Origin of the sequence: Sphingomonas paeninsulae (assembly GCF_003660165.1) — a bacterium.
Taxonomy (GTDB): Bacteria; Pseudomonadota; Alphaproteobacteria; order Sphingomonadales; family Sphingomonadaceae; genus Sphingomonas_O; species Sphingomonas_O paeninsulae.
This window is the reverse complement of the sequence record NZ_CP032829.1, coordinates 1670777-1691234: the sequence shown is the minus strand read 5'-3', so window position 1 is coordinate 1691234 and position 20458 is coordinate 1670777. Positions and strand designations below refer to the sequence as shown.

Genomic DNA, 20458 nt, shown 5'->3' with positions numbered 1-20458 from the left:
GTGGTCAGAACTCGACGTCGAGTTCCTCCATCTCTTCAGGCTCAGCAGCAGCAGCGGCGGTCCATTCGGCCATCGGCGGCCACGCACTGATCGTTGCGCAATAGCCGGCGTTCTCTGCCGTCATCTTCACGCCATAAGTCAGGAAACGCCGCGTAACCGGAGCGAACATCGCATCGGCCACCGTGGGCGCTTTGCCGAACAGATATGGCCCCCGTATTTACCGAGGCATTCCGCCCAGATCGTCTCGATCCGTTCGATGTCCGGCTTCGCGCCTGCAAAAATGCGAAAATTGGTGTGGTGAGCTTTCAGGTTCATCGGCAGTGCAGAGCGCAAATTGGCAAAACCGGAATGCACTTCACCCGAAACCGAACGACAGTGCGCCCTCGCGATCGCATCTGCGGGATACAGCCCTGCATCGGGTTTCACTTCGTTCAGATACTCCGCGATGGCCAGCGTATCCCACACGCTGACACCGTCGTGGGTCAGGCGGGGCACCAGTACCGAGGGTGACAGCAGCAACAGTTCGGCGCGGTTCTGAGGATCGTCGATCGACACCGACTTCTCCTCGATATCCAGTTTGGCCAGCCGACACAGCAGCCACCCGCGCAATGACCAGGACGAATAGGTCTTGCTCGACATCGTCAACAACGCACGTGCCATTCTGGGTCTCCCAAACAGTCTCCGGTTGCCATCACAAATTTAATCCATGACGCGACGCAGCAATTAATGCACTAAATCGTTCCAAGGGGAAGCGTCGACCGGCGACTTTCATGAGCAAGGGCAACGTACAGTGTCGCTATATGACGTTTTTCAGGCTTGGACCGATGTGATGACGCCGTTCCGCAGCGCCGCACATTCGATGGTCAAACTTCAAGAGTCGATGGGCATGTTCGGCAAAATGCCCGTCGTTCGCAATTACTTCGCGATGCTCGACGTTGCCGGCAATGCTCAGGCCACGCATATCCGTCCCCCGTTTGCGATCGACAAGGTAGAGGTCGGCAACCGCACCGTCTCTGTGCGCGAGGAAGTCACGCTCGCTCTGCCGTTCGGTAATCTCCTTCATTTTGCAAAGGACGATGTGGACACGCCACAGCCAAAGATGCTCGTGGTCGCACCGCTCTCCGGTCATTTCGCCACACTGTTACGGGACACGGTGCAAGTCCTGCTACGCGATCACGATGTGTATATTACCGACTGGGCCAATGCGCGCGACGTTCCCGTCAGCGCAGGGAGGTTCGGCCTGGACGATTATATCGATTACACGATCCGCTTTCTGGAAGAGATCGGCCCGCGCCAGCACGTCCTCGCCGTTTGTCAGCCCTGCGTACCCACATTGGCCGCCGTGGCGATCATGGCCGCAGACAAGAACCCTGCCCAGCCCGCCACGATGACGCTGATGGGCGGCCCCGTGGATACGCGAATTTCGCCGACTGTCGTCAATGATCTGGCCAATGCCAACCCCATCGAATGGTTCCGCGACAAGCTTATTTCTGCCGTCCCGGCCCGTTATGCTGGTGCCGGGCGCAGGGTTTACCCCGGCTTCCTCCAACTCACCGCGTTCATGGCAATGAACAAGCAGCGCCATGTCGATCAACACCTCAAACTTTACGATTTGCTCGCCGAGGGGAACACCGACGAAGCCGCCGCTATCCAGAACTTTTACGAAGAATATTTTGCGGTCCTCGACATGGATGCCGATTTCTATCTGGAAACGATCGAGCAGGTATTTCAGGAAACCCTGCTCGCACGCGGGCTGTTCGAACATCGCGGCAAGCTGGTCGATCCGGGTCAGATCAGACGCACGGCTCTGTTGACGGTCGAAGGAGAGCGCGATGATATCTGTTCGGTCGGTCAGACCGCAGCCGCCCATGACCTGTGTTCGGGACTACGCCCGCACCTGAAGCGTCACCATCTCCAGCCCGGCGTCGGCCATTATGGTTTGTTCGCCGGACGGAAATGGGAAAATCAGGTTTATCCGCAAATCCGCAATCTGGTGCTTGCAATGAGCTAGGTTTGGCAATGAGCCAGGCGGGAATGCGCGCAGTCACAGAGGTCGCATCACGGGAAGTGAACCGCCAGCACTTCGATCGCATCAACCTTACCGGCAAAATCGGCAAAGTCCCCCTCGCCAAGTCCCATTAGCGCGCGCGCCAACGGCGCTGTGAACGCCAGTCGGCCGTTCGCCGGATCGGCCTCATCACCGCCCACGATATCAATCGTGCGCTCGGCTCCATTCAGGCGCAATCGCACACGTGATCCAAAACCGACATTCCCTTCAGGCGGCGGAGGCGAAAGCTGAGCAGTTGCCAGCCGCGCCCGCCAATAACGGAGATCGCGCTTCACCCGCATCAAAGCCTCTGCCTCGTCGGTTTTTTCGATAACCGGGCCAGCCTCGGCAACCGCGCGTTCGAATGCTTCGACCTGTGCTGCAATCAGCGCACGACCGTTGACAGTAACCAGATTTGGGCCAGGAGGTATCGGCACCTCGAACTTAGGCTCAAGGTGTTCCTCATCGCTCTCTCGACGGAACGCTACGCTCATTTATTGGTCCTGTTCATACGTCAAATCGACTTAACCGCATTAAAACGCGCGACAACCCCATCCGGAGCTCTTCATGTTCGCCAATTTCGAACACCTTATCCGGGTTTATGGTGCGGTCGCCATTTTCCTAGGTGCCGCGCTTGAGGGAGAGGCGGCGGTTACGACCGGCGGCTTCCTCGCGCATCGCAATCTCGTCGATCCCTATGTGGCCGCCGCTGCCGCTTTCGGGGGGTCATTTGCCGCGGACCAGTTGGTGTTCTTCGTCGCCCGCTACCACCGTGAAAACAAATATATCGAACGCGTCCGCCAGCGCCCGGCCTTTGCCCGCGCCATCGGGTTCATCGAACGTCGACCGGTGATGTTCTGCACCGTATTTCGCTTTATTTACGGAATGCGGATCGCCGGCCCGATCGCGATTGGCGTCTCCAAGGTACCGGCCCGCCGGTTCATTATCCTCAACGCAATGTCGGCGGCGGTTTGGGCGGCGGTTTTCACCTATATCGGCTTTCGCTTCGGTAACGCGTTCGAACTACTGGTCGCACGTATCGCTTCGGACCCTTGGACAATCGCCGCAGCCGTCCTGGTGGTCTGCGGAATTGCAGGATTTATTTTCATCCGGCACCGCAGAATGGCTCGGCATTCATCCGGTGGAAATCTATAGCGCGGCAAGGGCAACGCGCCGTACCATCGCGGTGCGTTGAAAAAAGGAAAGCGTATGCGCTGCATTGCATTGTCGCTCGTCGCCCTTCTCACCGCAAATAATGCTTTGGCCAGCCCCAGTCAGGACGCTGCCACCCCAACAGCATTCCCGCACCTCAACAGGGCCTGCCGGGTTCGGGACCTGGTCCGCAACACGGCCCTGATGGTCCCCGACGCAGCGTTTTGTTCATTTCACCCGCGGGCGAACCATTTCGAGCGGCACCAGGCGACCCATATCCGGTAGCGGCTTGGTTTGCGCAGGCCGATACCAATCATGACGGGCACCTGACGATCGACGAGATGCGCAACGACGCGGCGCGATTCTTTGCAACGCTCGATGTGGATCACGACGGCGAAATCGACCCCGATGAGGTCACCCGTTACGAAACGCAGATCGTACCGGAAATCCAGTCTGGCGAAAGCTTTGGTGGCGCGCCTGGTAGCGCACAGGGCAGCGCCAGCGGCCACGGACATGGTGGTGGTCATCATGGGGGCGGCATGGGCCGTGGCGGCGGATCTGGTGCCGGTGGCGGCGGCATGGGTGGCGGAGGTCGCACGGGTGGTGCCGATTCTGACGAAGATGCAAGTTCCAGCACCTCACGCCCGCAAGCGACCGAAGGCATGGGCGGCGCGGCGCGCTACAGCCTCCTTGCCCAGCATGAACCCGTCACATCGGCCGATACCGACATGAACCGGATCATCACGCTCGCCGAATTTCGCGCAGCGGCCGAGCGCCACTTTCACATGCTGGAAAGCGCCGCTCCGAACACTGACAAGGGCTATCTGACCCTTGCCGACCTTCCCAAAACACCAGCCCAGCAGATGGGCACACGCCGGGCTGCACATTCCAACCGGAAACACTAAACGACATGATCGCTCGAAAATACTCTGCGCGTTTGATGCAGGCGACTGCTCTTGCGCTGACGACGGGCATGGCCCTGTCGCACACGGCACAGGCCCAGAACGCACCGGTCCAGCCGTCTGCCCACAAGTCAGATCCTGACAAAGCATCATCCACACCCGAAATCATCGTTACAGCGCCGCAGATTCAAGGTGCGGTGGTCAGCGACATTCCCCCTGAACTGGAACTCGATGAAGCCGCAGTCGAAAGCTATGGCGCATCCTCGATCGCCGAACTTCTCGATGCCCTGTCGCCGCAAACAACCTCGGGAAGAGGACGTGATAGCGCCGGTCCTGTGATACTGCTGAACGGCCAGCGCATCTCCAGTTTTTCGGAAATCCGCGACCTTCCCCCCGAAGCCATCCTGCGTGTCCAGATTCTTCCAGAGGAAGTTGCTCTGAAATTCGGATACGCTGCCGATCAACGGGTGGTGAACTTCATTCTGAAATCGGATTTCAAATCAGTCACGGCCGAGGGCAAATACAGCCAGTCCACCAATGGGGGCGGCGGACAGTCCGAATTCGATACCACTGGCGTCCGGATCAACAAGGGCGCACGCACATCACTTACGGTCGATTATAACCACGCGGATTCGGTGTTCGAAAGTCAGCGTGACATCATCCAGCGAGCAACGGGCCAATCAGCATCGCTTGCTGGAAATGTCTATGGAACGACATTTGGCGGACAGGTGGACCCAGTCCTCAGCGTGATTGCAGGCGTGCCTGTGACATCCGCAGCGGTGCCGGGATCGCTTGGAAACCGAACTCCTGCACTCGCCGATTTTGCGGCGACGGCAAACCAGCCTGGCACTACGGATCAGGGCGATTATCGCACTTTATTGCCTGCAACCGACGACATAAAGATCAATGCCGTTATCGCACGCCCGCTAACCGACAAGATTTCGCTGTCGCTGAACGGCAGCTATGAACTGGCAAAAGGGCGGTCGTTTTTTGGCTTGTCCTCAGCGGCAGTCACGATTCCGGTCGGGCAGCCCTATTCGCCCTTTTCTCAACCGGTGACGCTGGTGCGGAATTACGGCTCCGCGCTGGCTCGCGACACCCAATCCGATACCTTCCACGGCGGCCTGACAGTGAACGGCAGCATCTCCAAATGGCAATGGACGCTGACTGGTAATTACGACCGGATCATCAGCAGCACAGGGACCGACAACGGTGTCGATGTGGCCGCGTTGCAGGCGCGCGTGGGGATCACCGACCCTGCCCTCGCAACAAATCCGTTCGCGTCTTCCTTTTCGGCTGGGAATGGCCCCCGTGACACGGCGCGTTCGCAATCAGACGCGACAAACGGTATCTATACGATATCGGGTCCGGTCGCAGACCTGCCCGCAGGCGCGATCCGTGCCACCATACGCGCAGGGTTCGCAACCCAGCGGCTGAGCAGCAACGCGGAACGCGCCGGGCTGACATCACAAGCCGATCTAGCTCGGGACGAGGGCAATGGCCGGATCAACGTCGATATTCCTCTAACCAGCCGCGATCGCGACTTTGGCGCTGCGATCGGCAACCTGACCCTAAATGGCAATCTGGCGTATCGCCACCTGTCCGATTTCGGCTCCCTCGTCAGCTTCGGTTACGGCCTCAACTGGTCACCAATCAAGGGGCTGACGATCCTTGGTACCGCCATTGATGACGAGGCTGAACCCTCTATCCAGCAACTGGGAAACCCGACGATTCAGACACCCAATGTCGTCACTTATGATTATACGCGTGGTGAATCGGTGCTGGTCACCCAGATAAGTGGTGGGAACACCGCGCTTGTGACGGAGAAGCGTCGCGATTTTAAGCTGGGCCTCACCTACAAGCCACCGAAATTCACCGATCTGCAGCTAAGCGCAAACTTCTTCCGCAATCGCAGCACTAATCCGGTTTCGGACTTTCCGACGCTCACTCCGCTAATCGAGCGCGCTTTCCCGGACCGCGTTACCCGCGATGCCAGCGGCCGGCTCATTTCGATCGACACACGCTCGGTCAACTATGCCGCATCGCGCAGCAATGTCCTTCGCGTCGGTTTTAATTTCAGCCACAGTTTTGGAAAAACGGCGAACGGCGAACGAGGCATTGGCGGCGGACCGCGCGGTGGCGGTGGTGGTGGTGACGGTGGCCCCCGTGGCGGCGGCGGCTCTCGCGGAGGCGGCGGTGGCGGCGGCGGTGGCTTTGGACGAGGCAACGATCAGGGCGGTCGCTGGCAGGTCTCGGTCTATGACAGCATCCGTTTCCTCGATCAGATCGTCATACGCCCCGACTTGCCAGTACTAGACCTGCTGAACGGCGGCGCGGTCGGTAGTGGCGGATCGTCGCGCCATACGTTCGATCTGGACGCGGGTTATTTCAACAAGGGGTTGGGGCTTCGATTAAAGGGCAAATACCTGACGAGCAGCACCGTGTTAGGCGGGATGACCGGCACCGGTTCGACCGCGCCCGACCTGTTCTTCGCCAGTTTGCTGACGCTCGATGCTCAGGCGTTCCTGAACTTCGACAGCCGCAAAAAACTGGTAAGCGCAATGCCTTTCCTTACGGGAAGCCGCCTGCGCCTCAGCGTCGATAATCTTACGAATGCTATTCGCGACGTGCGCGATTCAAACGGTATTGTGCCACTCAGCTATCAGCCGGGTCTCATCGACGCTCGCGGCCGCACGGTGCAATTGAACTTTCGCAAGAAGTTCTGACAGCGCCGAGGGTCAAAACGCCGGAACGATTGCCCCAAGCGCCAGGGCAAGACTGGCCCCAACGATAACGCCAGCCAGTATTCGGCTGCCATGCAATCTGGTCCACAGCAGAAAACCCGTCAGGCTCATCGCCACCAGTGCGCCAGCGATCGTGTCGAGGAAGAGCACCCAGAACATGCTCAACCCGACGCCTTTGTGAAGGTTCTTGATCGTGGACAAAATGCCCTCCCCCTCTCGCTTTACCGATACGCTGGTCGACCCCGGAACATAATCCACGGTGACTCTGCCATTCGGCAAAGTAAATGCGCGCGTCCATTTTTCGGCCTCGACATGGGGCTTACCCATAAACTCGCGCTTGCCTTTTATGGGCGGCCCTTCCTGTCGCGGTGGTCGCGCCTCGGACATCATCCCCAGCTCGGTCTTCGCCCATTTTCCCATCGCGTCGGCATCGGCAAACTGGTTGGCCCGGACCGCAATGTCCATCGAACTGACCTCGAACGGTTCGCCGGTCTCAATCTTCAGAGTGCCCCTGTGATTGAGCAAGAAACCACTTGTGCCCATCAGCAGGAACAGCAATGCGCCCCAGAATCCAGTCCATGCATGAATACGCTTCAACCAGCGGACGACCGCGGCGCGTTGCCATGTGCGCGGGACGAAAAACAGACCCGATTGATTGAAGCGCGGAAGCGACATGTGTGCGGTTATTCCTGAAGTTGGGTCAAATAGCAGATGCCAAGGCGGCGATGGTCGAGTCCGATCATTGCCGCATCATTGGCATTGTCTTCAATATTTTACACTGAGCGTCGCAAAGGCACTGCGTCCAGGAGCGATGGATGCATAATGGCTCACATAGGCCTGGTTGAAATAGACCTTGTCGGTCAGGTTCTGAACATTAACCGCGAGTTCGACATTGCGGTTGAATTCATATGAAACGCGGGCATCGAAGCGCCAGTATGCAGGCACGCTGCGTTCGATAATCTTGGTCGCCGGGTTGACCACTGCGGCAACGCCGGTGCCGGTCACAGCCCGGTTATCCGCGTAACCACCGAACACGCGACTTGTGTAGAATGCGCCGCCGCCGATCGTGAAGGCTGGCATGACCTTGTAATTCGACCACAGGGTGAAGCTATGCTTTGCGGTTTGGGGGAACTGACGACCGGTGTTAACCGATGGCTGAGTTATGGTCCGCGCCGGAACGGTGGTAACGCCCCCCACGACAACAGCCGGGACGGTAAATGCAGTGAACCCTCCGTCTACTATCTTGGCATCGAGATAAGTGTAACCGCCGAAAACATTCCATTCGGGCGTGATGTTTCCATTGAAACCCAGTTCAACACCACGGATGCGACGCGACCCAATGAAGGAAACATTGCCAAGATCATTTGTGACACGCGCGTTTTTCGTATCGGTCTGGAAAATCGCCGCGGTGAGCGAAAGATGGGCATCGAACAAATCGGCCTTGCCGCCGATCTCATAGGACTTCGTTTTCTCAACCTTCAACGCATTCAGAAGAGCCAGCGCGGCCGCAGTCGTTGTCGTCCCGAGAGCGTTACCTTCCGACCCTTCGCCGAGCAGACTGTTAGGAGGCATCGCTGAGGTCGCCATCGATCCATAGATGCTGGTGTTGGCAGTCGGTTTGAACACCAGTCCCAGCTGATAATTGAAAATCGTGTCGGTCCGGCTGAGTTTGATCGTCTGCGTGGCGTTTGCAGCGAGGCCGGGCGTCACGGTCGATCCAAAGCGATCTATGCGCGCGCCGAGGTTCAGAATCAGCGAAGGGGTCAGCGTGATCGAATCGAAAGCGTAGGCGCTCTGCGTATTCGCATCATACTGAGTTTCTTCGATCGGCAGCATCTTCACGATTGGCGACTGAACCTTCGAGGTGTCGCTGGCGTAATTCACCCACGGGTCATTTGGGTTCGGGTTAAACAGGCTGGTGCAATAATAGCGCGCAATCGTGTTGCTGTTGCAACGCGGATTGATTTGCGAACCGTTCGACAAGATTTCGACGCCGGATGTAGGGTTCAGATAACCGCGCGTTACGAAAGCGCCGCGACGCGCCTTTTCCCAGGAAAATTCAGTTCCCGCAGAAAAGCTGTGTTCGATGCTGCCAGTTTTGAACTTACCGAAAAGGTCGGTCTGATTCGTGAGGCCATTGTTATAACCATAACGCGAGTTCGCCCGCCGCCAGACATAGCCGCCGTTGGTCTGGATCGTCCCGTTTGCCGGTGTCGTCGCATTCGTTGTCGTCGTACCGAACACGTTGCCGGCCGAATCGTCAGGCTGGGTATAGATATATGCCTGAGTATTGTGACTGAAGCGCGAGGTGTTGCGGAGTGTGACGCTCCCGAAATCATGTTCCACCCGGAGTGTTGCCTGATCGGTTCTGGCATCGCGGAAATCCCGATCTTTCAGACCGTAAAAAGTTGAGCGGTCGACGGTACCGGTTTGACCGCCAGCGGTCGTAATCCGACCGATAGCAGGTTCAGAGTAGCTGGTGCCGAGATCGGGAGTATTACCAACCGTGTACAGATAGGGAAGGCCGCTATCAGGCAACTCGTGGCTTGTGAGGTGATAATAACCAACCGTCAGGCGGGTCGGCGTACCAAGGCCAACAGTGAGCGACGGCGCGACGCCCCAGCGCTTCTGCCACAGCGCATCACGCCCTGCGACGTTCTGATCATGCCACATCGCGGCCAATCGAACTGCTACGGTATCGGAAAGCTGGTAATTAACGTCACCGACAACGCGCTTATAATTGGCCGTTCCTGCGCTGACATCAAGCGTTGCGAAGTCGCGGGCCTTTGGAAGCTTCGAGATGATATTAAGCGTACCACCTGCGGAACCCCGTCCACCGAGCGTCGAATCCGAACCACGAACAACCTGTATCGCATCGACAGCGAAAATTTCTCGCGTCTGCGCGCCCAGATCGCGGACGCCGTCGAGATAGGTCGATCCCTGGCTGTCGAAACCGCGAATGAAAGGACGATCCCCGATCGGATTGCCGCCCTCTGCCGCGCCAAAAGTAATACCCGGAACCGTCCGGAGCGCATCGACCAAGGTCGCCGACCCGGTTTCCTTGATAACCTGCGCATCGATCACAACGACCGATCGCGGCGTGTTGATCAGCGGCGCGACCGATTTTGGAATCTCGATCTTTTCCTGTTGCCCGCTGACAATGATCTGATCGGCGGGATCCGCATCGGCAGCCTCAGCGTAAGCCGGTGCTGTCGCCAGCAACCCTATGCAGCCCAACGCAAGGAAGGTTGGAACCGACCGGAAGGTCGTCCGGTTTGTATTCTGATCGTTCATGATGCCCCCAAAGCTAATGGGGGCTCGCTATTGAGAGTCGTTCGCAGCGTCAAGCGCTATCGAGAGTCTTTCGCAATAAAAGGCGTTTAGCTAGAAATTTAAAAACAGCATAAGCAACGAGCGCGACAAGTGCACCGCCGATCATATCGGCAAGATAATGCGTACCCTCAACCGGAACGGAGAGCAGCATTGCACAGTTCAACGCTATCAAAGGCCAGCGCAACGACCTGATCGGCCAGGCGGCTAGCATATACAGAACAGCACTCGTGGTGTGAAAACTGGGTGCGCAGACAAGACCCCGCAACGCTCCCAGGCTGACTTGATGAAATGTCCCGTCGCGAAGGACAGGAATAAGCTCGGACTGATAAAGCGCGCTGGTCGGCATGTACGAAATCGGCCCATGGACCAGAAAAGCCAGCGGCCCCTGGGCGGGGAATGCCACAAACAGCATCAACGTAAAAATGGCTGCAGCCCAGAAACTGGCAATGAACACGCGCGCTTCGGCCTTGCGATCCGCCTGCGCGAAATAACTGAGCAGGATTACGGGTGTCAGGTAAATGCTCGCGTACACCAGGCTCCCCAATAGCTGCAGAGATTTGTGCGCGACGGTGAAATCGTACCAGCCAACCCAGTTGAACCGGAAAAACTGGTCGATCTGTTCAAGCGTCATATCGACATAGCCGGTTGTTCCGACTGCCACTGGATAGCTTGCCAACGCGCCGAGAACGACGACCACGATAAACATGCCAAGATACTCGGCGGCATCGCGGGAAATTCTTTGCGTGCGCGATTTCGGAGCGCGGTATGTGTATCGGATCAAGCCTGCCAGAGCCATTACAAACAGCAACGCCCCATTAGCCGGAGTGTTGGGATCGAGCGTAAGATGGGCATGCCACATCAACAGCGTGACGCCGATAAAACTCAGCACCAGACCCGCCATCATCCAGCCGAGCGGGATCGGCACTTCGATATCGTCGAAATTAGCAATCGAATCCGATATAGGCCGTAGCGGCGTAGCAATCGAAAGAGTCGCGGGTTCGGTCAAATATGGGGATCGATACGGAGCCAAAAACGAATCCTCGCCGGTAGCAGGTTTACGTGCCGCTCCAGTTACGATGCTAGAGCTCAATTCCTGTCTCTTAGCTTAATGACACGAAATTGTAACACTATGCCTAATACAAGTCACAGATCGCTCGCGCCCGCAAGTTCCATGATCCTGTCCCAATGTGCCTTGCCGACAGACGCGACCGATAAACGCGACTGACGCACAAGATCGAAGTCTGCGAAGAAACTGTCCGCCTTGATCGCGGCGAGGGTGACCGGAGCCGGCAATGTTTGAACCGGTGCGACATCGACGGCGGGAAAGCGTTTTGCCTCATCGCTGGGGTCAAGATAATGCTCACGCACGATCTCGACGATGCCGACGGCTTCCTTGCCCTCGTTGCTGTGATAGAACAGGGCGCGGTCACCGACTTTCATCGCGCGAAGATTGATGGCGGCGGTGTGATTGCGAACCCCGTCCCAGATCGTCCGTCCATCGCGCTGTAGATCAGCCCATGAATATTTATGCGGTTCGGACTTAATCAGCCAATATGCCATTACTTGTCCTTATTTCTGAGCGACATGAGATGCGAACATTTTACCACGCTCAGCCACGAACACAGCAATGAGAGCACCGAGGCCGAAAATGGTGATTCCGGCATAAAGCGGTGTGGTGCTTCCGTTGAACATCTGCCCCACGATACTGCCCCCCAACGCTCCCGCAATTGTCGAAAACGATCCCTGTAGCGAGCTTGCGGTTCCGGCGACATGCCCGACTTCTTCCATCGCCAGCGCACCGAAGTTGCCGACTGCCAGCGAAAAGCAGCCCATCATCAAAGCCTGCATGACGATAAAGCTGGTCAGCGTTTCATAACCCGATACCGCCACGAGAACGTGCAGCGTCGCAAAAGTCGTAAACGCCAACAACGCACAATGTCCGATCCTGCGCATTCCCCAGCGCATGACGATCCGCGCGTTGACGAGCGAAGCAATCGCCATCGTGCTCGCCATAATCGCAAAACCGACCGCCAGGAACGCCGGACGATGGAATATCTGGTCAAAAATCTGTTGTACCGAGGTCAGAAATCCAAAGATCGAGCAAGTCATGAACGTCAGGGCAATCGTGTATCCGACCGATTGCCGATCGGACAGCACGATCCCGAAGCTTTCGATAATCTGCGCCCGGGTAATGGGAACGCGATCCTCGGGGTGTTGCGTTTCGGGCAGGCGCAAGAATACCCAGGCCCAAAGCAGCGCTCCCACCACCGCCAGAACGATGAATATCCAGCGCCAGGGGGCAATCGCGATGATTAGCGTTCCCATCGTTGGTGCCAGAATGGGCGCGGCCATGAATACGACTTGGGCAAGGCTCATGACCTGTGCCATTGCGCGGCCTTCGAACTTGTCGCGAACAATAGAGACGACCAGAACACGCGCTCCGGCGGCACCCGCGCCCTGCGCAAATCGAGCAAGCAGCAGCAGTTCGAAAGTCGGCGCAATGGCCGCCGCGATACTGAACAGCGTGTAGGCAATCAGCGAACCCAGCATCAGTCCGCGCCGGCCATAACGATCCGACAGCGTTCCTACGAAAAACTGAGAAACGCCGAAGCCGATCATGAACGCGGTAATCACGAACTGCTGGTGATTAGGAATGGTTACACCGAGCGAGTGGGCAATCGCAGGGAGTGCAGGCAGCATCGAATCGATCGCAAACGCGACCGTCATCATTATGCCTGCGACAATTACGATAAATTCGGTGCGTCCGGGCGCGGTCGTCGGTGAAGCCATGCCGCGCCTTATGCTGCGACGCGCAATAACTCTAGTCCGCAAACAAGAGCACCGGTGTTTCGACAAACTTCCTGACCGCCTGCACAAAGCTGGCTGCATCCCAGCCATCGACGACACGGTGGTCGCAACTGATCGAAAGGTTCATCAGCTTGGCAATGGCGATTTCACCGTCGCGTATCACCGGGCGCTCCACGATCTTGTTTGGCCCCACGATAGCGACTTCGGGTCGATTGATGACCGGAGTGGTTACGATGCCGCCAAGTGGGCCGAGCGAAGTCACGGTCAGCGTCGAGCCGGAAAGTTCCTCCGACTTTGCCTTGCCCAAACGCGCGGCTTCGGCCAGCCGAACAATCTCTGCTGCCAGTTGCCAGACGTTCATGCTCTCTGCATTTCGGATAACCGGAACCATTAGTCCCGCATCGGTCTGCGTCGCCATGCCGAGATGGACAGCGCCGTAGCGCGTCACGACACCCGCCTCGTCATCATAACGTGCGTTGATCATCGGAAATTCGGGGATCGCCTTGCAGATCGCAACGATCAGCAGGGGCAGCATCGTCAATTTTGGCCGGTTCCCGCGATTGGCATTCAGATCACCGCGCATTGCTTCCAGTGCGGTCACATCGAATTCGTCGACATAGGTGAAGTGAGGGATATGGCGTTTTGACGCAGCCATGTTCTCCGCAATGCGGCGGCGCATACCGATGATCTTGATCGGCTGATCGGCACGTGGCGCGGCGTTACCGGCGCGATAGCCCTGAGTATAACTCAGATAAGCGTCGAGATCGCTGTGCCTGATCCGACCGCCTTCACGAGCCTTTACCTGAGCCAGATCGACGCCAAGGTCTTTTGCCCGCGCGCGAACGGCAGGCGAGGCCAGCACCGCATCATGTTCGGTGGCACGGGGAGCAACCGGAACCTCGATGGGGGCCGCCTCCGTTGCGACGGCAACGGCTGCGGGTTGGACTACGGCTTCGGCTTTTGGCACCTCAACGACAGCGACCGGTTGCGAGGTCTCGGCATTGACCGGATCTTCAACCGGCGCCTCGCTGCCATCATCATCGACCTCGATCACCACCAGTGCCGAGCCGATCGGGATCAGGTCGCCCACTTCGCCCGCAACCTCGACGACCACACCCGAAACCGGTGACTCCATCTCGACCGTCGCCTTGTCCGTCATCATATCGGCAAGCCCGGCATCTTCCTCGACGCGGTCGCCGACCTTCACGTGCCATGCAACGATCTCTGCCTCGGCTATGCCTTCGCCAATATCGGGCAAACGGAATGTAAAACGCGCCATATCTAGTCCTTCATCACTTTTTCGAGCGCCATTCCGATACGGATCGGTCCCGGGAAATATGCCCATTCAAGACTGTGCGGATAGGGCGTGTCGAAACCGGTCACTCTTTCGACCGGTGCTTCGAGGTGATAAAAGCACCGTTCCTGCACCATCGCGGCCAGTTCGGCCCCGAAACCAGATGTTCGCGTCGCTTCGTGCACGATCAAGCAACGTCCGGTCTTTTTCACACTGGCCTCGATCGTCTCAATGTCGAGCGGGACCAGCGTGCGCAAATCGATAACCTCGGCATCGACGCCAAGTTCTTCGACCGCCGCCCGCGCGACGTGGACCATCGTGCCATAGGTAAGGATCGTAACATCCGCCCCTGCCCTCACGATCGCCGCCTTACCCAGCGGAACGGTGTAATAGCCTTCGGGAACCTCCGAGCCTTCGTGCTTGGCCCATGGCGATACCGGGCGGTCGTAATGGCCATCAAAAGGGCCGTTATAAATGCGCTTCGGTTCGAAGAAGATCGTCGGATCATTGTCCTCGATGCTCGCCAGCAACAGGCCTTTGGCATCATAGGGATTCGACGGCACTACAGTTTTTAGTCCCGATACGTGGGTGAAGATACCTTCAGGCGACTGGCTATGCGTCTGCCCCCCGAAAATGCCGCCGCCGAACGGGGACCGTACCGTGATCGGCATGGGAAACTCCCCCGCCGATCGATACCGCAGTCGCGCCGCCTCGCTCACCAACTGATCGAGGGCAGGATAGATATAGTCAGCAAACTGGATTTCGGGGACCGGACGCAAGCCATAAGCCGCCATGCCGACCGCCACACCGATGATCCCGCATTCAGTAATCGGCGTATCGAACACCCGCGTCTTGCCGTGCTTGGCCTGAAGCCCGGCAGTCGCGCGAAACACGCCGCCGAAAAAGCCGACATCTTCGCCCAGAATCGTGACATTGGAGTCACGTGCCAAGGCAACGTCCATCGCAGAATTAATGGCTTCGATCATATTCATGCGCGCCATCAGACGGGGTCTCCAGATTTTTTATCGGGCCATTTGCGCGTTCGTTCGGCCGCCATCTGCGCGGACTGTTCTTTCAGATGCCACGGCATTTCCTCGAACACATCCTCGAACATTGTTTCGAACGGCTGATGCATCCCGTGTCCCAATATGCCGTTCTTTTCGGCTTCCTTGGCCGACGCCTTCACCAGTTCGGCCAGTTCCAGATCCTGCGTGGCATGACGATCGTCGCTCCATTCACCCAGGCCGATCAGATGCGTTTTCAGCCGTGCGATCGGATCGCCAAGCGGCCAGTGCGCGCCTTCGTCCGCGGACCGATATTGCGATGGGTCATCCGAAGTCGAATGCCCTTCGGCGCGATAGGTGAAATGTTCGATCAGCGTCGGTCCATGATTCGTTCGCGCCCGTTCGGCCGCCCATGCCGTCGCGGCATAGACCGCCAGCGGGTCGTTACCGTCCACCCGCAGCCCGGCCATGCCGTAACCGACCGCACGCGCCGCAAAGGTCGTTTCATCGCCACCCGCAAAACCCGCGAACGAAGATATCGCCCACTGGTTGTTGACGACGTTCAGGATGACCGGCGCGCGATAGACAGTCGCGAACATACACGCCGAATGGAAATCGCCCTCTGCCGTCGATCCCTCACCGCACCATGTCGCGGCGATCTTTGTGTCGCCCTTGGCCGCACTTGCCATCGCCCAGCCGACTGCCTGCGGATATTGCGTCGCCAGGTTACCCGAAATCGAGAAAAACGCGCCCTCCCGTGTCGAATACATGATGGGCAGTTGGCGACCCTTCAACCGATCGGCCTTATTCGAATAAATCTGGTTCATCATGTCGACCAGCGACCAGTCTCGGGCGATCAATATGCCCTGCTGCCGGTACGACGGGAAACACATGTCCTCCCGGTCGAGCGCAAAAGTCGCCGCGACCGCAACCGCCTCCTCACCTGTCGATTTCATGTAAAAGCTGGTCTTGCCCTGACGCTGGGCACGGAACATCCGCTCATCGAACGCGCGGGTCAGCGCCATCGCGCGCAACATTGCACGCAGCCGTTCGGGCGTCAGGCGCGGGTCCCACGGCTCCACCGCTTTGCCGTCGTCATCGAGGACGCGGACCAATCCATAAACCATGTCGCGCATCGTGGCCGCAGCGGCGGCGCTGTCGGGGCGTGGCGTTACGCCGGCCGCCGGAATGGCGATATTCGAAAAGTCGGCAACGTCGCCCGGCCGATAGTGTGGCTCGGGGATGTGCAGCGATAGCGGCGGCAGATTACGGCGCCCCGATTCGCTGTCCACTTCGCTGGTCATTTTCAGGCATTCCTCATTCGAATCGCGCCGGACCGGCACTTTATTCTTTGTTATATTATTTCAACGCGTCGTTCGAAAGCAATCGTCCGTCTCAACGCACGAGTCGATCATTTGACTCTTTGCACGACGCGTCCCATCTCTATTGTGCAACGCAGCAACCTATTGCGACGCCGCATGAACTTTTATTGAAATCACGCGTTCGGGCAGGACACCGGCAAGGATCGCTTAGATGGATTTTTCGTTTCAGGGGCAGAGTGATATGTCTCTTTCAGACAAGTTCGTAGCGCTATCTGACGCTGCCCCAACGGCGGTCAAACGAATTGCGCTGTTGGGAAACTTCTTGCCGCGCAGATGCGGTATAGCGACGTTCACGACCGACATTTATCGCGCTCTTGAATCACGGTTTCCCGACATGGCAGTCGACGTCTGGGCAATGAACGACGGCACCAATCGTTACGATTATCCGGATGCGGTGGTCGGTTCGATCGACGCAGATGATCCTGAATCCTATCGCGCCGCGGCACGAGAGATTGAAGCGAGCGCCCCGGATCTATTGTGGATACAGCACGAGTTCGGGATATTCGGCGGATCGGCGGGAGATTATCTTTTGCCGCTGCTGGAACGGATGACGTGCCCGGTTGCGGCAACACTTCACACGATATTGAGCGAACCCGACGTCGATCAGCGCCGCGTGATGGATGCGCTGATTGAACGTTGCCAATCCCTGATCGTGATGGCCGAAGAAGGCCGTCGTATCCTGATTGACACTTATGGTGCCGATCCTGAGACGGTATCGGTCATCCCGCACGGTATCCCCGATCGTCCGTTTGGTCCTACCGAACCTATGAAGGAGCGCCTTGGCCTCACGGGTTACGAAGTGATCCTGACCTTTGGTCTCTTGTCGAAAGGCAAGGGCATCGAAACGATGATCGAGGCCATGCCCGCCATCGTCACCCGCTTTCCAAAGACACTGTACGTAGTTTTGGGCGCGACTCATCCGCACACCGTTGCGCATGAGGGCGAAAGCTATCGCGATCAGTTGAAGGCTCAAGCCGACGCTCTGGGCGTGGGCGAGAATATTCGCTGGGTCGATTCGTTCGTCGAAACGAGCGAGGTGCTCGACTATCTCGAGGCTGCCGACATTTATGCGACGCCTTATCTGAACCCTGCGCAGATCACTTCGGGGACGCTTGCCTATGCGGTTGGTCTCGGAAAGCCGGTCGTTTCGACTCCTTATGTTCATGCACGCGAACTGCTGGCGAACGATCATGGTCGTATCGTCGGCTTTGGGGACAGTGCCGGATTTGCCGACGCCATCATCGGACTGTTGTCCGATCGCGACGCCCTCGAATCCTTGCGTGAACGCACCTATTTGCTCGGTCGCACGATGATCTGGCCGCGCTTTGCCGAGGCCGCGCTGGCAGAATTCAACAAGGCTCCTGTGGTTCAGGCTCTCCGCCCGCAAGGGGCCAAGTCTCGCCCCATTCCGGCCCGCCTGCCGATGACTGCAATCGAACGACTCAGCGATTCGACTGGCATGTTGCAACACAGCGTCTTTTCAATTCCTGACCGCGCGCATGGCTATTGCGTCGATGACAACGCCCGCGCCCTGATCCTTATGTGCCGGAACAAGGGTTTTCCATCGGCAGATCGCGCCAAATGGACTCAGATTTACGCGGCGTTTGTCCAGCACGCATGGAATCCCGACACGCAGGCGTTTCGCAACTTCATGGGCTTCAACCGCACTTGGCTGGAGGATACCGGATCATGCGACAGCCGCGCCCGCACGGTTTGGTCACTGGCGATCGCAGCGACAGAGGCTTCTGATCCTGCCATTCGCCAGTGGGCGCGTACGCTATTCGACACTACGTTAGCTGCAACAGCCGAACAGACTTCGCTTCGCACCCGCGCTTTCATGATGCTGGCAGCATCGGCCATGCTTACGATTCGGTCGGGTGACCAAAAGCTGACGAGACTACTGACCGAATTCGGCGATGATCTGATCTCGCAGCTCGAAGGATCGCGGCGCGAGGATTGGTGCTGGTTCGAAACCGTGCTTGCCTATGACAATGCCCGCCTCCCCGAAGCGCTGTTGCGCGCGGGACTGGCGCTCGACCGCAACGATTTCGTGGTCCGGGGACTGGAGACACTGACGTGGATTTCCGACCGGCAGTCGGCAACCGAGGGACACTTTCGCGCCGTTGGTTCGGATAGTTTTGGCCGCCCCTTCGCACCACCTTTACGCTATGATCAGCAACCTCTCGAAGCATGGGCGATGGTCGATGCCTGCGAGGCTGCGTTCGCGGCGACGCATGACGACCATTGGAAGACCATCGCGACGAAAGCATATCGCTGGTTCCTTGGGGAAAACGATCTCGGCCTCGCTATCGCCGACGCGGTGACAGGTGAGTGCTGCGATGGGCTTATGCCAACGGGTATCAACCGCAATCAGGGGGCGGAGTCGGTTCTGTCGTTTCACATAGCGACTTATGCGATCAATCAATTGCTCGCAGAAAGTTTCGAAAGCGAGACACGAACTCTAGGCGAGTTCTCCTTTATGAGGCATCAGACGCTTGATGTTATCGCTCCACCAATCTCCGCTCAAACTCCACGCCGACCCATCGCGCGTCGTGGTCCGCCCATTCCACCTCGCCTGGAGCAGCCAAGAGCCGTCTAGCCGCGCACAGCGCCTTGTCGATGAGGTCAAGGCGATGGACATGCGCACCGCTCGGACGGAGCTGGCCCTGGTTTTCCGCGATTTCGAAGCACGGCACTGGCAGACACGTAAAGTGTTCCTTCAGCGCTATGACGAGGTCGAGGCTCAGCTCGGCCTCGACGGTCGGCGTATTCGCGAAGAGAAGAAGATTCTCATCGGCGCATATTTTTGTCACGAATATAGCTATGCCGCCGCCGCGCTGATGAACCCCAGCGTGACGCGCCACCCCGATCAGTCTGGACTGGCCGCGGGATCGGTTCGCATCCTGATGTCGCTGCGTGCTGTCGGCGAAGGTCATATCTCGTCGATCGCCTTTCGCGAGGGGATTATCGCCGGCCGTGAAATCATGCTGATGCCCGAGCCTCCGTTCGCAACCGCCGCGAACTCCGTTCAGGTCGGGGCAGATCGTGAAAATGGCTCCGTGACTATTCATCGCCATCCCGACAGCTCGCTTTCGGGAACCGTGCTTTTTCCGATCACCGCTGCACAACGCAACGGTCTCGAAGACCTCCGCATCACACATTTTTCGCACGACGACGGCACCACAGAGTGGATCGGCACTTACACGGCCTACTCCGGCACGCAGATCCAGTCTGAAATGATGCGGACGAAAGACTTTCATCATTTCGATCTCGTCCCCATCGAAGGCTCTGCCGCCCGGAACAAGGGCATGGCGCTCTTTCCACGTAAAGTGGACGGCCAGTATATGATGATCGGTCGTCAGGACGGGCAAAACCTGTTCTTGCTGAAATCAGACTCGCTCAACCATTGGGACGATGGCGAAATGCTGCTTCAGCCACGCTATCCGTGGGAACTGGTACAGATTGGCAATTGTGGTCCTCCGATCGAAATTGACGAGGGCTGGCTGCTGCTCACCCACGGCGTCGGAGCCATGCGCAAATATTCGATCGGCGCGGTCCTGCTCGACAAGGATGATCCGTCGAAGGTTCTGGGTCGCACAGTCCAGCCAGTTCTGTCAGCCAATGACGAGGATCGGGAAGGTTATGTCCCGAACGTCGTTTACACCTGCGGCGCGATCCGGGCCGGAGCGGACTTGTTTATGCCATATGGCGTAGCGGATTCGTCGGTCGCGTTCGCTTTCGTACCTATAAAGGGGTTGCTCGCCTCGATGTAGCGCCCGGCTGCGGACATTG

General features: G+C 58.1%; 15 protein-coding genes and 1 pseudogene. 6 read left to right on the top strand and 10 right to left on the bottom strand.

Annotated features, from left to right (window positions below):
- Nucleotides 1-4 precede the first annotated feature (4 nt).
- Nucleotides 5-660 (bottom strand): annotated as a pseudogene (locus D3Y57_RS13765) (glutathione S-transferase).
- A 130-nt stretch (nucleotides 661-790) separates the two neighbouring features.
- Here D3Y57_RS13765 and D3Y57_RS13760 point away from each other — a divergent pair.
- Nucleotides 791-2011 carry a polyhydroxyalkanoate depolymerase gene (locus tag D3Y57_RS13760; RefSeq protein ID WP_277873310.1) on the top strand — a complete coding sequence of 407 codons (1221 nt, stop codon included), beginning with the start codon at nucleotides 791-793 and terminating at the stop codon, nucleotides 2009-2011.
- 47 nt (nucleotides 2012-2058) lie between these two features.
- On the opposite strand, the gene D3Y57_RS13755 is transcribed toward D3Y57_RS13760, so the two are convergent.
- Complete coding sequence (locus D3Y57_RS13755) at nucleotides 2059-2541, bottom strand: GreA/GreB family elongation factor (RefSeq protein ID WP_121153484.1); 483 nt, start codon at nucleotides 2539-2541, stop codon at nucleotides 2059-2061.
- Between the two features lie 73 nt (nucleotides 2542-2614).
- Here D3Y57_RS13755 and D3Y57_RS13750 point away from each other — a divergent pair, with 73 nt between their 5' ends.
- The 3 genes from D3Y57_RS13750 (at nucleotide 2615) to D3Y57_RS20230 (ending at nucleotide 6827) form a co-directional block, all read left to right on the top strand.
- Entirely contained in the window at nucleotides 2615-3202 is a 588-nt protein-coding gene (locus tag D3Y57_RS13750; RefSeq protein ID WP_121153482.1) for a DedA family protein, read from the top strand.
- A 221-nt stretch (nucleotides 3203-3423) separates the two neighbouring features.
- Entirely contained in the window at nucleotides 3424-4104 is a 681-nt protein-coding gene (locus tag D3Y57_RS13745; protein ID WP_239025841.1) for an EF-hand domain-containing protein, read from the top strand.
- A gap of 5 nt (nucleotides 4105-4109) precedes the next feature.
- Complete coding sequence (locus D3Y57_RS20230) at nucleotides 4110-6827, top strand: TonB-dependent receptor (protein WP_162987121.1); 2718 nt, start codon at nucleotides 4110-4112, stop codon at nucleotides 6825-6827.
- Between the two features lie 12 nt (nucleotides 6828-6839).
- Here D3Y57_RS20230 and D3Y57_RS13735 read toward each other — a convergent pair whose 3' ends face one another.
- The 8 genes from D3Y57_RS13735 to D3Y57_RS13700 form a co-directional block, all read right to left on the bottom strand.
- Nucleotides 6840-7520: a PepSY-associated TM helix domain-containing protein gene (locus tag D3Y57_RS13735; RefSeq protein ID WP_121153478.1), complete on the bottom strand. Its 681-nt coding sequence runs from the start codon at nucleotides 7518-7520 to the stop codon at nucleotides 6840-6842.
- Between the two features lie 90 nt (nucleotides 7521-7610).
- Nucleotides 7611-10139, bottom strand: coding sequence for a TonB-dependent receptor (locus D3Y57_RS13730; RefSeq protein ID WP_121153476.1), 2529 nt, complete (start codon nucleotides 10137-10139; stop codon nucleotides 7611-7613).
- 49 nt (nucleotides 10140-10188) lie between these two features.
- Nucleotides 10189-11184 (bottom strand): phosphatase PAP2 family protein, encoded by a 996-nt coding sequence (locus D3Y57_RS13725; protein WP_239025840.1) that lies wholly within the window; start codon nucleotides 11182-11184, stop codon nucleotides 10189-10191.
- Nucleotides 11185-11321: 137 nt separating this feature from the next.
- Nucleotides 11322-11738: an EVE domain-containing protein gene (locus tag D3Y57_RS13720; protein ID WP_121153474.1), complete on the bottom strand. Its 417-nt coding sequence runs from the start codon at nucleotides 11736-11738 to the stop codon at nucleotides 11322-11324.
- A gap of 9 nt (nucleotides 11739-11747) precedes the next feature.
- Nucleotides 11748-12968 carry a multidrug effflux MFS transporter gene (locus D3Y57_RS13715; protein ID WP_121153472.1) on the bottom strand — a complete coding sequence of 407 codons (1221 nt, stop codon included), beginning with the start codon at nucleotides 12966-12968 and terminating at the stop codon, nucleotides 11748-11750.
- Between the two features lie 31 nt (nucleotides 12969-12999).
- Nucleotides 13000-14265 (bottom strand): dihydrolipoamide acetyltransferase family protein, encoded by a 1266-nt coding sequence (locus D3Y57_RS13710; RefSeq protein WP_121153470.1) that lies wholly within the window; start codon nucleotides 14263-14265, stop codon nucleotides 13000-13002.
- 2 nt (nucleotides 14266-14267) lie between these two features.
- The gene (locus D3Y57_RS13705; protein ID WP_121155940.1) at nucleotides 14268-15272 is read right to left on the bottom strand and encodes an alpha-ketoacid dehydrogenase subunit beta; all 1005 of its coding nucleotides are present in this window, start codon (nucleotides 15270-15272) and stop codon (nucleotides 14268-14270) included.
- Nucleotides 15273-15280: 8 nt separating this feature from the next.
- Entirely contained in the window at nucleotides 15281-16588 is a 1308-nt protein-coding gene (locus tag D3Y57_RS13700) for a 3-methyl-2-oxobutanoate dehydrogenase (2-methylpropanoyl-transferring) subunit alpha (protein WP_121155938.1), read from the bottom strand.
- 229 nt (nucleotides 16589-16817) lie between these two features.
- On the opposite strand from D3Y57_RS13700, the gene D3Y57_RS13695 reads away from it, so the two are divergent.
- Both D3Y57_RS13695 and D3Y57_RS13690 read left to right on the top strand, forming a co-directional pair.
- A complete protein-coding gene (locus D3Y57_RS13695; RefSeq protein WP_347400387.1) occupies nucleotides 16818-19265 on the top strand; it encodes a glycosyltransferase family 4 protein in 2448 nt (815 codons plus the stop codon).
- Nucleotides 19165-20439, top strand: coding sequence for a glycoside hydrolase family 130 protein (locus D3Y57_RS13690; protein WP_121153468.1), 1275 nt, complete (start codon nucleotides 19165-19167; stop codon nucleotides 20437-20439). Before D3Y57_RS13695 ends, D3Y57_RS13690 begins: the two co-directional genes overlap by 101 nt.
- The last annotated feature ends 19 nt before the right edge of the window (nucleotides 20440-20458 follow it).